Origin of the sequence: Phyllobacterium calauticae (genome assembly GCF_019991125.1) — a bacterium.
Taxonomy (GTDB): Bacteria; Pseudomonadota; Alphaproteobacteria; order Rhizobiales; family Rhizobiaceae; genus Phyllobacterium; species Phyllobacterium calauticae.
Genome location: NZ_JAGENB010000018.1, coordinates 1 through 12,551, shown reverse-complemented (window position 1 = coordinate 12,551; position 12,551 = coordinate 1). Strand labels below are relative to the sequence as shown.

At 55.7% G+C, this 12,551-nt stretch carries 17 protein-coding genes and 1 pseudogene; 15 read left to right on the top strand and 3 right to left on the bottom strand.

Features of this window, described 5'->3' with window-relative positions:
- Positions 1 to 287: 287 nt before the first annotated feature.
- From J1W56_RS25590 to J1W56_RS25580, 3 genes are read left to right on the top strand one after another with little or no spacing between them, the layout of a single operon-like run.
- On the top strand, positions 288 to 1,442 hold the full coding sequence (locus J1W56_RS25590; RefSeq protein WP_223616108.1) for a hypothetical protein: 1,155 nt from the start codon (positions 288 to 290) through the stop codon (positions 1,440 to 1,442).
- 60 nt (positions 1,443 to 1,502) lie between these two features.
- Positions 1,503 to 1,802, top strand: coding sequence for a hypothetical protein (locus tag J1W56_RS25585; RefSeq protein ID WP_223616107.1), 300 nt, complete (start codon positions 1,503 to 1,505; stop codon positions 1,800 to 1,802).
- 38 nt (positions 1,803 to 1,840) lie between these two features.
- Positions 1,841 to 2,365 (top strand): DnaT-like ssDNA-binding protein, encoded by a 525-nt coding sequence (locus J1W56_RS25580; protein WP_223616106.1) that lies wholly within the window; start codon positions 1,841 to 1,843, stop codon positions 2,363 to 2,365.
- Here the strand turns inward: J1W56_RS25580 and J1W56_RS25575 are convergent.
- Positions 2,362 to 2,616: a hypothetical protein gene (locus J1W56_RS25575; RefSeq protein ID WP_223616109.1), complete on the bottom strand. Its 255-nt coding sequence runs from the start codon at positions 2,614 to 2,616 to the stop codon at positions 2,362 to 2,364. The two genes, J1W56_RS25580 and J1W56_RS25575, sit on opposite strands and share 4 nt — an antisense overlap.
- Positions 2,617 to 2,748: 132 nt before the next feature.
- Between J1W56_RS25575 and J1W56_RS25570 the strand changes: the two genes are divergently transcribed.
- A complete protein-coding gene (locus J1W56_RS25570; protein WP_223616105.1) occupies positions 2,749 to 3,111 on the top strand; it encodes a hypothetical protein in 363 nt (120 codons plus the stop codon).
- An 18-nt stretch (positions 3,112 to 3,129) separates the two neighbouring features.
- On the opposite strand, the gene J1W56_RS25565 is transcribed toward J1W56_RS25570, so the two are convergent.
- Positions 3,130 to 3,600: a hypothetical protein gene (locus J1W56_RS25565; protein WP_223616104.1), complete on the bottom strand. Its 471-nt coding sequence runs from the start codon at positions 3,598 to 3,600 to the stop codon at positions 3,130 to 3,132.
- Positions 3,601 to 3,677: 77 nt separating this feature from the next.
- Between J1W56_RS25565 and J1W56_RS25560 the strand changes: the two genes are divergently transcribed.
- From J1W56_RS25560 to J1W56_RS26200, 6 genes are read left to right on the top strand one after another with little or no spacing between them, the layout of a single operon-like run.
- Positions 3,678 to 4,718 (top strand): phage minor head protein, encoded by a 1,041-nt coding sequence (locus J1W56_RS25560; protein WP_223616103.1) that lies wholly within the window; start codon positions 3,678 to 3,680, stop codon positions 4,716 to 4,718.
- Positions 4,718 to 5,203: an HK97 gp10 family phage protein gene (locus J1W56_RS25555; RefSeq protein ID WP_223616102.1), complete on the top strand. Its 486-nt coding sequence runs from the start codon at positions 4,718 to 4,720 to the stop codon at positions 5,201 to 5,203. The genes J1W56_RS25560 and J1W56_RS25555 overlap by 1 nt, the downstream gene beginning before the upstream one ends.
- Positions 5,203 to 5,622, top strand: coding sequence for a phage tail terminator-like protein (locus J1W56_RS25550; RefSeq protein ID WP_223616101.1), 420 nt, complete (start codon positions 5,203 to 5,205; stop codon positions 5,620 to 5,622). Before J1W56_RS25555 ends, J1W56_RS25550 begins: the two co-directional genes overlap by 1 nt.
- Positions 5,623 to 5,676: 54 nt before the next feature.
- Positions 5,677 to 6,168, top strand: coding sequence for a hypothetical protein (locus J1W56_RS25545; protein WP_223616100.1), 492 nt, complete (start codon positions 5,677 to 5,679; stop codon positions 6,166 to 6,168).
- Between the two features lie 11 nt (positions 6,169 to 6,179).
- Positions 6,180 to 6,590 carry a hypothetical protein gene (locus J1W56_RS25540; RefSeq protein ID WP_223616099.1) on the top strand — a complete coding sequence of 137 codons (411 nt, stop codon included), beginning with the start codon at positions 6,180 to 6,182 and terminating at the stop codon, positions 6,588 to 6,590.
- 17 nt (positions 6,591 to 6,607) lie between these two features.
- Positions 6,608 to 6,910 carry a phage tail assembly chaperone gene (locus J1W56_RS26200; RefSeq protein ID WP_450091438.1) on the top strand — a complete coding sequence of 101 codons (303 nt, stop codon included), beginning with the start codon at positions 6,608 to 6,610 and terminating at the stop codon, positions 6,908 to 6,910.
- Between the two features lie 531 nt (positions 6,911 to 7,441).
- Here J1W56_RS26200 and J1W56_RS25530 read toward each other — a convergent pair.
- Entirely contained in the window at positions 7,442 to 7,720 is a 279-nt protein-coding gene (locus J1W56_RS25530) for a hypothetical protein (RefSeq protein WP_223616097.1), read from the bottom strand.
- Positions 7,721 to 7,781: 61 nt separating this feature from the next.
- On the opposite strand from J1W56_RS25530, the gene J1W56_RS25525 reads away from it, so the two are divergent.
- The 5 genes and pseudogenes from J1W56_RS25525 to J1W56_RS25505 all read left to right on the top strand — a co-directional run.
- On the top strand, positions 7,782 to 9,995 hold the full coding sequence (locus J1W56_RS25525) for a phage tail tape measure protein (RefSeq protein ID WP_223616096.1): 2,214 nt from the start codon (positions 7,782 to 7,784) through the stop codon (positions 9,993 to 9,995).
- Positions 9,995 to 10,648: a hypothetical protein gene (locus J1W56_RS25520; RefSeq protein ID WP_223616095.1), complete on the top strand. Its 654-nt coding sequence runs from the start codon at positions 9,995 to 9,997 to the stop codon at positions 10,646 to 10,648. Before J1W56_RS25525 ends, J1W56_RS25520 begins: the two co-directional genes overlap by 1 nt.
- A complete protein-coding gene (locus J1W56_RS25515) occupies positions 10,645 to 11,235 on the top strand; it encodes a DUF2163 domain-containing protein (protein ID WP_223616094.1) in 591 nt (196 codons plus the stop codon). The genes J1W56_RS25520 and J1W56_RS25515 overlap by 4 nt, the downstream gene beginning before the upstream one ends.
- Positions 11,236 to 11,241: 6 nt before the next feature.
- On the top strand, positions 11,242 to 11,637 hold the full coding sequence (locus J1W56_RS25510; protein ID WP_223616093.1) for a DUF6950 family protein: 396 nt from the start codon (positions 11,242 to 11,244) through the stop codon (positions 11,635 to 11,637).
- 6 nt (positions 11,638 to 11,643) lie between these two features.
- A pseudogene (locus tag J1W56_RS25505) lies at positions 11,644 to 12,551 on the top strand (phage tail protein); the annotation flags it as partial.

Below are 12,551 nucleotides of genomic sequence, written 5' to 3'. Positions count from 1 at the left end.
TCAGTAACGCCATGTCGATCACTCCAGTGCCCCCGCTGAAACCACAGGGGATGATTGAAACATGGGTCAATTCTCAGTGATATTTTCCCGCAATCCCGGGTCAGCTCTCAATGCAAATCAACAGCGCTCGATCCTTCGGGCCGCGCTTCCAAAATGAAAGAGGGCTTCACCGTTACCGAGTGAGCCTGACCAATCTGCCGCGACCCGGATAGGTGGCGGTGTTCCGGGCTGGATAGCCCAACCAACCCCAAAACATCGCCAATCCACGCCACGAAAGGGCTATCACCATGGCAAACACTATTACGGGTCTTTTCCCGACCCTCTACAACGCACTTGATGTCGTTTCCCGCGAACTCGTCGGCTTCATTCCGGCAGTCTCTTCGGATATGACGTTCGAACGCGCCGCTGTCGGCCAGACTGTCATGTCTCCCGTCGCGCCGGCCGCTGTTGCCACCGACGTTGTTCCCGGCGTTATCCCACCCGATGACGGCGATCAGACCATCGGCAATGTGTCGATGACGATCACCAAGGCCCGCCGTGTTCCGGTTCGCTGGAATGGCGAGCAGAAGCTTGCACTCGACAACAACGGCGCCAGCTACAACGTGATCCTGCGTGACCAGTTCGCCCAGGCAATGCGCACGCTCGTCAATGAAGTGGAAGGCGACCTTGCCGCGCTTCATGTCAATGCTTCTCGAGCATACGGCACTCCCGGCACAACGCCGTTTGCGACGAACCTTGCCGACACCGCACAGAGCCGCAAGATCCTGTCGGACAACGGCGCTCCTCTCAGTGACCTGCAGATGGTTATCGACACCTCTGCCGGCGCGAACATGCGGACACTGACGCAGCTATCCAAGGCGAACGAAGCGGCTGATACCTCGCTTCTGCGCCGCGGTGTGCTGCTCGACGTTCATGGGTTCGCAATCCGTGAATCCGGTCAGGTGAAGACGGCCACTGCTGGAACGGGTGCCGCTGCAACCACAAACGCCACCGGCTATGCCGTCGGCGCAACTGTCATCACGCTTGCTTCTGCCGGTACCGGTGCGGTTATTCAGGGTGATGTGATTACCTTCGCCGGTGATCCGAACAAGTACCTCGTCGCATCGGGTGACACCGATGTTTCCAACGGCGGCACGATCACCCTTGTTGCTCCAGGTCTTCGCAAATCTCTCCCGTCCGCTGCAGCGGCCATTACCATCGCTGCCGCGTCGGCCCGGAGTCTCGCCTTTGCCCGTTCGGCAATCGCGTTGGCAACGCGCGCGCCGGCACTTCCAGATCAGGGCGATCTGGCTCGTGACCGTACTCTGGTCACCGATCCCGAATCCGGCCTGACCTTCGAAGTGGCGATGTACCCGCAGTACCGCCAGATGCAGTACGAAGTGTCCCTTGCCTGGGGTGTCAAGGCCGTCAAGCCGGAACACATGACTGCTCTGCTCGGCTGATCCTGATCAATCGCCGGGGCTTCGGCCCCGGTTCCACTTCTCACAACACTGGAGTTCGCAATGTCGAACGCAACCATTCAGGTAAAGCCATGGTCACACGATCAGGGTGAATACGTCATCATCAACGAAGTGGATTTCGATCCCGATTTTCATGAACTGCTCGACGGCAAAGCTAAGAAGCCTGCTGCATCGAACGATACCGTCGACAAGGCGGCGCTTGAAGTGCTCGCAATGGCGACTGATCCATCTGTTCAGTTCTTGTCGTTCAAGTCTGCTGCCGCCAAACTTCTCGGCGACAAGACGCCATCCAAGAAGGATGAGATTGTCGCTGCGCTCGAAGAGCTCGCAACCAATCCATAATCCATACATTGCCGCTCGCGACTTCCCAGAGGTGATCCATGTTCATTGTTGAAACCGGCACCGGTGCAACCGATGCGAATGCCTTCTGGGATGTCGCCAGCGTCGACGCTTATCACTCCACACTGGGTAATGCAGCGTGGGTAGGGGACAATGCGCTGAAGGAAGCGGCCATTGTCCGCGCCACTGCGTTTCTGTCCGTTTCCTACCAATGGCAGGGATACAAGCTCAAAGGCCGCCCGCAAGCGCTCGCTTGGCCGCGCTACGGCGCCGTTGATCGCGAGAATTGGGCGATTGGTCCGAACGAAATTCCCATCGAGATCAAATACGCGACGGCAGAGGTTGCGCTTCGCGAGATGATCGCTCCCGGCTCGATGTCGCCGGATTTCGTCGCTTCCGAGCAGGTCAAGCGCGAGAAGGTTGGTGATCTCGAAACGGAATACCTCAATGCAAACACATCGGCCGACGGTGCGCGGCCTGTTCTTCTGATCGTGCGTGATCTGATCGGCAATCTACTGCGCACGGGTGCCGGAAATGCCCTGGTAGGGCAGGCGTACCGAGCCTAACGCTGGTCGTTATAAGGTTCTTTCGATTCCCCGACCAGTTTTGCAAGTTCGGAGAAAGACCACGGCGTCTCGGCGCCTGTGTCGTTGGCGATTTGCAAGACTCTGATGGGAAAACACACTGCATCCCGGTTGGATGGAGACATGTTTTCGGTGAATCTGTTGTCGCTCCGCGCAGTCGCTTCTGCCTTGTCGAACGCAACGTCTAATTCTTCTTGGGAGACGATACCCTTCGAAACCAGCAGGCGGTTGATTTACGCGATAGCCAAACAGAGCCCTTCAATTTGCAGATTTGCTGCATGCATAGCGCTTCTCCTTTGATTTGAATGTTCCCTACGCATTCAACGCGCGAATGTCTGGAATGATCCCGATCCAAGGATAGTGGCATGAACACATTCAACTATGCTCGCGCTCGGAACACCGCGTTGCGACTTCTCGAAAAGTTCGGTCAGCATGGCTCGATCATTCGTGACGTTCCCGGATCTGGCCCCATCTGGGATCCTGGCGAGCCGACGCCGACGCCGTATGCATGCACCATGGCCGTTCTAAAGTTCGACAACAAGGATATCGACGGCACTCTGATCAAGGCGACGGACAAAAAAGTCTACATTGCTGCCAAGGGTTTATCCATCGTTCCTACGACCACAGACAAGCTGATGATCGGGGGAGCTTCCCATACCATCATTCGCGTCGTGCCGCTTAATCCTGCGGGTGTTAATGTGTATTTTGAAGTTCAGGTGCGGGCGTAATTCATGCTCAGCTGACCTTTAGCCAGTGGGAAGATTTGGGCGGCTCATAATCTTTATGCACTCGGCAATTTGGGGATGATGTCGACAGTACTCAATCATTCCCGGTCCACCCTTGGTGTAATCAGCAGTGCCCATGTTTTTGAATACTACCGTGATGGTGTTTCCTCGATTTCCTTGATTGGTTAGTTCATTGGAAATTGAGAGACCCGCCTTGCCTCCAACGAGGGGGGCTGCACTCAAATCAGCGCTCACCGTAGATTTATTTGTCGAAGATGCGGCAATATTGAACGTGACCGTGGCTTCATCGACTATCAGCCCGATTTTTTGTCGATTCGCTGTCCTGATCTGAATTTTGTTGAGGCTGTCGGCAACTTGAGTAATCGCATTGTCGAGCGTGATATCGCTCGGCCTTGCTACTTGCTGCGGTGTGGAGCACCCCGAAACAATTGCGCATATTGTCAATGAAGGCCAAGCCAAGTTCTTCTTCATGATAAGTCCCCCAAATGGCGAGATAAGATCATGGGCCATGAAGCAAGTCGATTAATCCATTTGATCTAGGAGCGCACATGCTCAAGCGCCTTTCAGCCCGCGAGAAGTTCGAGCAATTGATCGCCGACTTCGAACCGCTGCTCCGAAATGCCTTCATGGAGAGCATTGCCGACATCAAGTCGAACATCCAGATCAGACGGATCGTCGAGCGCCTGGAGCGAAACGACATCGCCGGCGCCTTCGACATGCTACACATGGAGCCGACAGCATTCCGGCCATTGGATAAAGCTATTGCCCAGGCATATGAGGGTGGGGGCGTATCGGCCGTTTCTTCGATGCCCATGATCAAAGAGCCCGACGGCGCGAAACTGGTTGTTCGTTTCGACACCCGCAACTATCGCGCCGAGGCTTGGCTTCGCGATCATAGCACTGGTCTGATCAACGACATCATCGCCGATCAGCGAGTAGGTATTCGTGCCTACTTGACCGAAGGGCTGGAAGCCGGGCGTGGACCGCGGGCCATAGCGCTCGATATTGCTGGCCGCCTCAACCGGGCGACAGGCGTCCGTGAGGGCGGCATCATCGGCCTGACATCCACACAGGCGAAATATGTTGCAACGGCACGCGGCGAGCTTCTTTCGAACGATCCGGATCTGTTGAAGCACTATCTGACGCGCAATCGTCGCGACAAACGCTTTGATGCAACGGTGCGCAAGGCGATCTCGACTGGCAAGGCGATTCCAGTCGAAACCGTTGACCGCATGACAACCCAACAATATGCGAACCGGCTTTTGCTCCTCCGCGGCGAAACGATTGCCCGTACCGAGACTATGGGCGCATTCAACGAAAGCCAGATGGAAGCCTATCGCCAATTGATCGACACTGGCGCGGTCGCCGAAAGCGTCGTGCAGCGTGTCTGGCACACTGCCGGTGACAGCCGGGTCCGTGACACGCACCAGGGCATGGATGGACAGACTGTTGGTTTCAGAACACCGTTCCAATCCCCGAACGGTCCCTTGCTTCAGTTCCCCGGTGATCCGAGCGCGCCAGCCTCTGAAATCGTCAACTGCCGGTGCCGTATGAGCATCAAGATCGACTTCCTTGCGGACTTGGATTGATGGCCGTCTCAAACGTTTCCTTTGCGTCTCAGGTGTCCGAATGGGTGCAAGAGACGAACAATCGTCTCATCGCTGTGTTCCGCACTTCGGCGAGTATGGTCATTGAAGAAATGCAGAAGACAACCAATCAAGGCGGCCTGAACCGCATCGATTTGGGGCATCATATTGCCTCGTTACAGGTTGGTATCAACACGCCGCCCCAGGACGCGATCCGCAAGGCTCCAACCACACCAGCCAGACCATTCGCAATGGGCGTGGTTGACGCATCAATCGCCGGGGCCGAACTCGGCGACACGATCATGGCCTCCTATGGAATGGCCTACTCGCTCCGCCTTGAATACGGATTTGAGGGCACAGACAGCCTCGGCCGCACATACAGCCAACCCGCTTATGCGTTCGTGCGCACGGCGGCGCAGCGCTGGCCTCAGATCGTCCAGCAGGCCGAAGAACTGGCCAAAGCACGCGTTGCAGCAAGGAATTCATGATGGCCGCTACAACGATTGAGGGAATGATCCCCGAGGCCCTGCTTGCTCACTTGTCATTGCTGGCGCTGTCGCCAGCGCTGCCGATTGCCTACCCGGATATCCAGTTCAATCCTCCCGCAACGGCTTATCTCAAGGTCTACTACATACCCAACGGCACCCAGCGTATTTGCATCACCCCAGGTTCGCCAAACCGATACCAAGGCATCCTGCAGGTGACGGTCGTGTTCCCGGCCGGGCAGGGAACCGTAAAGCCAAATGATGTAGCGGGCCAGATCGCCAGTCACTTCGCGGAGGACACGCAACTGCAAACCGCTGCCGGTCTCGTTCGCATCGACAAGCGGCCAAGCATTGAACGTCCAATGCAGGACACCGATCGCATTCAGATACCAGTTTCAATCGACTGGGTTGCCTACCTCTGAGGCAAAGCCGTTCCCATCCCTTCGGCAAGGATATTCAAAGCAAAGGAGGCCACCATGGCCAATCTGTACCCGGTCGCCGGATGCCGAATCTATATCGGTGCCGCGGTGGACCTTCCCGATGTCGACGTTGTCGCTGCCGACTTCACTGCAACCACATGGGTTGAAATCAAAGACTGGACCCAGATGGGTGCATTCGGCGATGCGGCCGCGCTCATCACCACCCAGCTTATCGACCGCAAGCGGGACGTGAAACAGAAAGGCACGCGCAACGCTGGCCAGATGCAGAACGTCTTTGCAGTATTGGCCAGTGATCCCGGTCAGATCGCACTTATCGCTGCTGAAAAGACGGACCAGAACTATCCGTTCAAGATCGAGCTCAATGACAAGCCGGCCGTCGGCGCCGCACCAAAGAACTCGCTGCGGTATTTCATGGGCCTTGTCACCTCCGCTCAGGAAGCAGGCGGCGCAGCAAATACCGTGCAGAGCCTCAATTCCACGGTCGAAATCAACACCAACATCGTGAAAGTCGCGGCCTCGGCCACGTAAGGAGAGCGTACATGACTACCAAGACACAGAAGATCAATGATCTCTCCGCATTCGACGGCCTCAAGGAAGCGCAGGAAGCCGGAATCGATATTGAGATCAAGGATCCGTCCGGCCAGCCCATCGGGGTTTCGATCCGGGTTGCCGGGCCCGATAGCGAGCGCCAGCGCAAAGTGATGAAGGCGCTCACCAACGAACGCATCAACAATGAAGACCTTTCTACGGCGACCGCTGAAGACATTGAGGTCAACACCCTCAAAATCCTTGCGGCAAGCGTCATCTCCTGGTCGCCAATTGTCCTCGATGGTTCCGATCTCCCTTACTCGGAAGAGAATGCCATTCGTCTCTTCACCCGTTTTCCGTTCATCCGCGAACAAATCGAGCGGAAGGCTGGCAAGCGCACGGGTTTTATGAAGCGCTCGTAAGAGCGCTCCGAAAAGCCATTCGTGACAACCACGCTGATCGGCGGCCACGCGTTCCTGCCGCCGGTCAGCACGTTTGGGATTGGTTCGCCTATATCGACCGCAAGCGCTTCCATAACGGCTATGCCTATATGCCGATCAGTCATCTTGAGATTGACGCCTGGGCACGGCTGCACGGCGAAACACCGGCAACATGGGAATTGCGTGCGTTGAGCGCGATGGACGTAGAGAAGATGATCCTGCTCAACGCATCTGATGACGAGAGCAAGGACGTGGTTTCGTCAAGGCCAATGTCCGTGGAGCTGTTCGACGCGTTGTTTTGAATAAGGGCAATCAACGACCTTCGGGGTGGAACGTCAACTCTACGTTGTCCCAACCACCACTATACTTTTGGGGTGGCAGGCTAAATGGCTGAGAGCGGAATACTGCATTGAGCGCCGACCTCTTCCCTCGCTCTCGCGATTCTTGAGTGCCTCCCCGAGCTATTACCGTTGGCGTACCCTCCACGTAACCGCCCCGGCTCAATCGGAACTTCACGATAACCACCAATTCATCGGTGGTATTTGGCCGTTTCGAATTGGGTGTTCTCAGCGTTTGGTCAGACTTAAGTCTCTCGAGCGAACGCCCTGCATGACTATTCACAACTGATCTTACACCATCAAGCTCAGCCATAGAAAGTTTGGCTGGTTGGCTTTGGCCAGTTGTGCAGCCCGCCAAAGCAATTAATGCTAAGGTGGCACATGGCAAACGCTTCATTTTGATTTCCCTCGCTCAGGCAGGATAGTGCGTCTTATCAACGAGACCAATGCCAGTGGAACTCTTCGATGCGCTGTTCTAGAACCAACGCCTTACTTTCATTTAGCCAATGCTTGGGGCGCAGGCTTTGAGAGCTTGATGCCCTGGCGCTCACAGGTTCGAAGTATAGCGTCCGTTAGAATTTGGTTCGGCAGTTTGGTTGTGTTGCCCCCATTGTCCCGCTGGTTCCTATAGCCGTCATGTTCGGCACATTGTGCTTCAGTCACGGCAGAAGTGTCAGACCCGGCAATTCCCATCTCAATAAGTAGTCGGTAAGCGCCTGCCGCAATTGCTGCGGTGGAAGCTGCAATAACGAGCAATTTCAAAAATTTATCCATGTTTCCCCCGACCAATATTGGATCGGGACGATATATCGCTGAATCGAAAGGATCAACTCCGATGACTGTTGCCCAATTAGGTTTGGCTGTTGATAGCAACCCTGTGGTGCGCGCCGCCGTTGATTTGGACAAACTTTCCAAATCTGCAGAGACAGCCGAAAAGTCCGCGCAGAAGATGGGAGCGGCGACCGACAAGGCCTTTGACAAGATTGGCCAGGGCGCGGGTGCTATTTCTCAAAAGCTTCGTCGGGCCGCCGAAGACACAGAAAGCGTATCTGGGCGCGTCCAAAAAGCGATGAACATTCAAGGCGGGTTTAATGGTATCGGGTCGAGCATCGGGCGTGATCTGATCGGTGGGCTTGTCAGTATCATCAATCCAGCCAATCTGGCTTCTGCTGCTATTGCAACGCTGACCACTGGTGCGATCGCATACTTTTCAACTCTGAAAGAGAAGATCACAACCACCGAACAGGCGCTCAAAGACCACGCTGACTTGATTAAAACTATCGAAGATCGGTGGCCCGGAGCTACCGATGCAATGAAGCGCTACGCATTGGAATCTGAGGCTGTTCTCACTGCAAATGCAAGACAAACAGCGGTGGCATTGCAGAAGGCCGCACAAAATGCCTCGAAAGCATTTTCTAATGAGGTGCTTCTCAGTGGGTTCGTTACAGGGGGCGCGTCATATGATGGCGTAGCGACAAAGTTCAAACCGTTTGAAGATGCTATTAAGCGCTTGCGCAAAGAGGCGGCCGATGGACAGCCGGATTTCGCAGCATTCAATCGGAGTATCCTCCAAACTGTATCTACGGACCCATCCGGACTTTTGAAGTTGGGCGACAAGTTAATTCGACTGGGCGGAGCATACGAAACAGCAGACGGTAATGCTCGGGCCGCCAATCTGGCGATAGGTGCAATCGGCGGCATTGCTCAGGCTCAAATCGCACAAGTAGATGCTCTGACTAAAGCTCTTCGCGGGCTAGACAGCATTGGCATAGCTTCGCTCGATGAACGTGCGAAAGCGTTGAAGGAATACAATGACGGCCTGTCCGGCAAAGGCGCGAACACAGAGGCAGCGGTTACGCTGTTGGATGACCGGTACCGTGCCGCTATCGCGCGAATTGAGCAGAACGAAAAAATGGCGAACACGCCTATCCCAGGCGACAAACCAAACTTGGAATCGTTCGAACTGCCGAAGGATACTGGCGCCGCAAAGGCCGCTCGGGAAATAGAGTCCGCCAAGCAGGCCTACGACCGATTGCTCAAGTCGGCAAAAGATCGAGTGGAGCAGAGTAAACTTGAAGCGGACACAGCTGGTCTCACCGGCATCGCCCAAGACACACTCAGGTTCCGCCTTGAATTACTTCAGAAGAGCCAAGCCAAGGGCCGGACAATCACCGAAGATCAGACAAATACGCTACTCGAACAGGTGGCCGCTTACGAAAAGAACGCTACAGCGGCCGCCAAGGCGACCCTGATGGCTGAACTCATGTTTGAGCGCCAACAGATGTTCCGGTCTCCTATCGACCAGACAATTGCGTCGACGCTCAAGGGAGCAGGCCTCCCTATCGATTTTAATTCGGAAGCTGCGGCGGCAATAAGGTTCAATGAGCAGGTGAAAGAAGCGAGATCGCTCGCAGGCGATTTCGTTAGCACCTTCACGCAAGGTCTGGAGAGCGGGAAGAGCTTCTTTGAAGCACTTGGTGATGCAGCGATCAGCGTGCTCGACAAGATTTCACAGAAATTGATTGATATGGCGCTCAATCAGCTTTTCCAGAACGCGTTTGGTGGGTCATCTGGAGGAGGCAGTCTGCTTGGTTCCTTGTTTGGTATCGGTGGCGGTTCTGGAATGGGATCGAACTATTTTCCGCCGGCTCCATCCATGGGCGGTGGTGGACTGTTTGCCAACGGTGGCGCGTTTTCAGGTGGCAACGTCATCCCCTTCGCAAAGGGTGGCATCTATGGCAATCCAACTCTCTTTCCAATGTCGGGCGGCCGCACTGGAGTTCTCGGCGAAGCCGGTGACGAGGCAATCATGCCACTGAAAAGGGATAGTTCTGGCCGACTTGGCGTCTCGGCCGGCGGCGGCGCTGCCAACAGCAATCAGCCTGGGAAAGTCGAGGTCAACATGAAGGTTGATCTCACCGGTGCCAAGGGTGATCGAGAAATTGAAGCGCTTGTGCGGAACGCCGCCGACGAGGCGGTAAATCGGGGCATCTCCGAATACGATCAAGCCAAGCAAAACCGCTATGCGAACGGCGGGGAGAGTTATTGATGGTGACGTTGATTTCCTTCCCGACCACCAAGAACGTTGAATGCGATTTCAGGGTTGTCCGGCCGCGCGATACCAATCGTATGGAGGGGCGAAAGACAGAATCCCAGACGTTCGGTACACCATACTGGACGGCGAGTTACCGGCTTGGCGCGCTTTCAAATGTTGAGCAAGGCTTGCTGCGTGCCTTCATGATGCAAGCGGGCGACGACGGCGAAGTCTTTGCCGCCTATGATGCAATGCGTCCTCGCCCCGTCCTGATGGATACGGGCAAGCCGCTTTCTGGCACGAAGGCCGGTGGCGGCGCATTCAACGGTGATGCGGTCCTTCAGACGATAATCAACGCGCTTCTGATAACGGTAAGCGGCCTGCCTGCCGGCTTTCAGCTCTCGCCCGGTGACTATGTGGAGATCCGCAAGTCACCAACAGTACGGTCACTGCATTTGATCACGGCGGCCGCAACGGCCAATCCGTCTGGCAATTGCACATTCCCGATCAAATACGCGCTCGACCTTCAGACGTTCACGTTGCCTTGCACGGTTCATTTCGAGAAGCCGTCCTGCACGATGCAGATTGACCCCGGCAGTTGGCAGGGGCCGAAGTCATGGGCGAGCAGGGAACCAAGCTTTTCGGCAACTGAGGTGTTCTTCTCATGAGCACAGTCCTTGATCCTGCAGTTCAGGCCGCCGTCGACGCCGGCCAGATCCGCCGCCTCGATTTGATCCGTTTCGATCTGCCCGGGCGGACGGTCGGATATCACCGGGGAGGGCGTCCATTCACCTATAACGGTCTCACATACCTACCGAACCGGTATTTGTCGGCGGGTTCCATGAATAGCGCTCTCGGCGTGGCTGTGACGACGCGGACAATCACATTTTCGAATATCCCGACGGCCGACGTGAATGACGCCATCGCGAAGATCGAAGAGTTCAACTACCTCAATGCTCCAGTGATCATCGCTCATATCTGCGGTGATCCGGCAACGGATCAAGTCTTGGGTGTGCTTGCGTCGAGCATCTACGAAATCGACAAGGTGAAGTTCAACAAGAGCGCGATCGCCCAAGGCGGTGAGCGCAACTTGACGTTGTCAATCGATCTGCAGCCGCCCGGGCGTTCGGCGCGTGGATCCACTCAGGTCAAGCGGTCGCAGGAAGAGCAGCAGTTCGACAATGCGCTCACCGATACCTGTCTTGAATACGCGTCCGTGACCGGCAGCCAGCCCGTTGAATGGGGCCAAAGGTAAGAACCCATGACCAGATTTGAGATTGTTGCGGCTACGCTGAGTGCGGAGATGGCAAAACCATATGAGTATGGCATTGCCGATTGCTTCTTCCTTGGTATTGCCATGATCGATGCTCTTGCCGGGTCAGAACACCGCAAAACCTATTCTAAGGATTACCGTACAATCCTTGGCGCACAGAAGGCACTGCGCAAGCGCGGGCATAAATCACTCGTTACGTTCTTTGAAACGATTGCTCAGCCGTGTGCGCCCGCCGCTGCCCGTCTAGGCGACATCGTTATCCTTCAGCTTGGCTCACATGAGCATGTCGGCATTTGCCTCGGCTCGCGCTTCGTTACCAAGACCGATCAGGGCCAGTCCTTCCATAGCCTCAGCGACTGCATCGCGGCGTTTCGCGCAGGATAAGCATTCATGCCAATTTTTACTGCCATTGCCGGTGCAATCAGCGCTGCGCTTTTTGCTGGCTCTGCTCTGGCGACGACGCTCATTGCTGGAGCTCTGGCATTTGGTGCGAAGTTGGCGTTCAGTTATCTGAACCGTCCTAAAGAGCGGAAATACTCGGCTGTCCAAGGAGAAATCCAGTACGGCGCCGATGTGCCTGTTGGAGCCATGTTTGGCACCGGTATGACCAAGGGACACCGGATTTTCTATGCAAAGTACGGCAAGGGCAACAAGTTCAACAGTGACATCTATGTGCTGTCGAATGGTTGGTGCGATGGGCTGGAAGGCATCTATTTCTACGGTGAGAAGAAGACGCTCGTGCCGAAGCCGATCACCGGCAACGAGGCGGCTTGCTTCGGTGTCGACGGCTTCGACGACAAGATTACGATCCGCTTTTACGACGGGCGACCAGGGCAGGGTGTTGATACCAAGCTTGTCAGCGTAACGAATGCGCTTGGTCGCAATTGGAAGGCGTCGAGTGTCTGCGCCGGCCTCTGCTACGTCGTCGTCGACAGGGAATACAATGCGGACAAGTTCGAGAAGGGCGCGCCTGAGTTCAGTTTCATTCTCCGTGGCCTTCGTCTCTACGATCCGCGCAAGGATAGCACTGTCGCCGGTGGATCAGGTCCTCATCGGCTCGACAACCCGGCAACTTGGGAATTCTCCAAAAACACGGCTGTGCAGCGCCTCAACTATCAGCTTGGCCTGCGCGGAGTGATTTCAGGGCGAACTCTGATCGGCGAAGGCAAGACGATGGGTCAGCTCGACCTGTCTTCCTATTTCGCTGCGATGAACGTCTGCGACACGATCAGGAAGGGAAAGCCGACATATCAGAGTGCGCTCTACGTTCAGGGATCCGATGACCACACGGAAATTCT

Excerpts from the sequence above, each read along its gene's own strand:
- J1W56_RS25520 (WP_223616095.1), top strand. The coding sequence starts at position 9,995 with ATGGTGACGTTGATTTCCTTCCCGACCACCAAGAACGTTGAATGCGAT.
- J1W56_RS25565 (WP_223616104.1), bottom strand. The coding sequence starts at position 3,600 with ATGAAGAAGAACTTGGCTTGGCCTTCATTGACAATATGCGCAATTGTT.
- J1W56_RS25570 (WP_223616105.1), top strand. The coding sequence starts at position 2,749 with ATGAACACATTCAACTATGCTCGCGCTCGGAACACCGCGTTGCGACTT.
- J1W56_RS25530 (WP_223616097.1), bottom strand. The coding sequence starts at position 7,720 with ATGGATAAATTTTTGAAATTGCTCGTTATTGCAGCTTCCACCGCAGCA.
- J1W56_RS25580 (WP_223616106.1), top strand. The coding sequence starts at position 1,841 with ATGTTCATTGTTGAAACCGGCACCGGTGCAACCGATGCGAATGCCTTC.
- J1W56_RS25590 (WP_223616108.1), top strand. The coding sequence starts at position 288 with ATGGCAAACACTATTACGGGTCTTTTCCCGACCCTCTACAACGCACTT.
- J1W56_RS25540 (WP_223616099.1), top strand. The coding sequence starts at position 6,180 with ATGACTACCAAGACACAGAAGATCAATGATCTCTCCGCATTCGACGGC.
- J1W56_RS25515 (WP_223616094.1), top strand. The coding sequence starts at position 10,645 with ATGAGCACAGTCCTTGATCCTGCAGTTCAGGCCGCCGTCGACGCCGGC.
- J1W56_RS25585 (WP_223616107.1), top strand. The coding sequence starts at position 1,503 with ATGTCGAACGCAACCATTCAGGTAAAGCCATGGTCACACGATCAGGGT.
- J1W56_RS25555 (WP_223616102.1), top strand. The coding sequence starts at position 4,718 with ATGGCCGTCTCAAACGTTTCCTTTGCGTCTCAGGTGTCCGAATGGGTG.
- J1W56_RS25525 (WP_223616096.1), top strand. The coding sequence starts at position 7,782 with ATGACTGTTGCCCAATTAGGTTTGGCTGTTGATAGCAACCCTGTGGTG.
- J1W56_RS25550 (WP_223616101.1), top strand. The coding sequence starts at position 5,203 with ATGGCCGCTACAACGATTGAGGGAATGATCCCCGAGGCCCTGCTTGCT.
- J1W56_RS25510 (WP_223616093.1), top strand. The coding sequence starts at position 11,242 with ATGACCAGATTTGAGATTGTTGCGGCTACGCTGAGTGCGGAGATGGCA.
- J1W56_RS25545 (WP_223616100.1), top strand. The coding sequence starts at position 5,677 with ATGGCCAATCTGTACCCGGTCGCCGGATGCCGAATCTATATCGGTGCC.
- J1W56_RS25560 (WP_223616103.1), top strand. The coding sequence starts at position 3,678 with ATGCTCAAGCGCCTTTCAGCCCGCGAGAAGTTCGAGCAATTGATCGCC.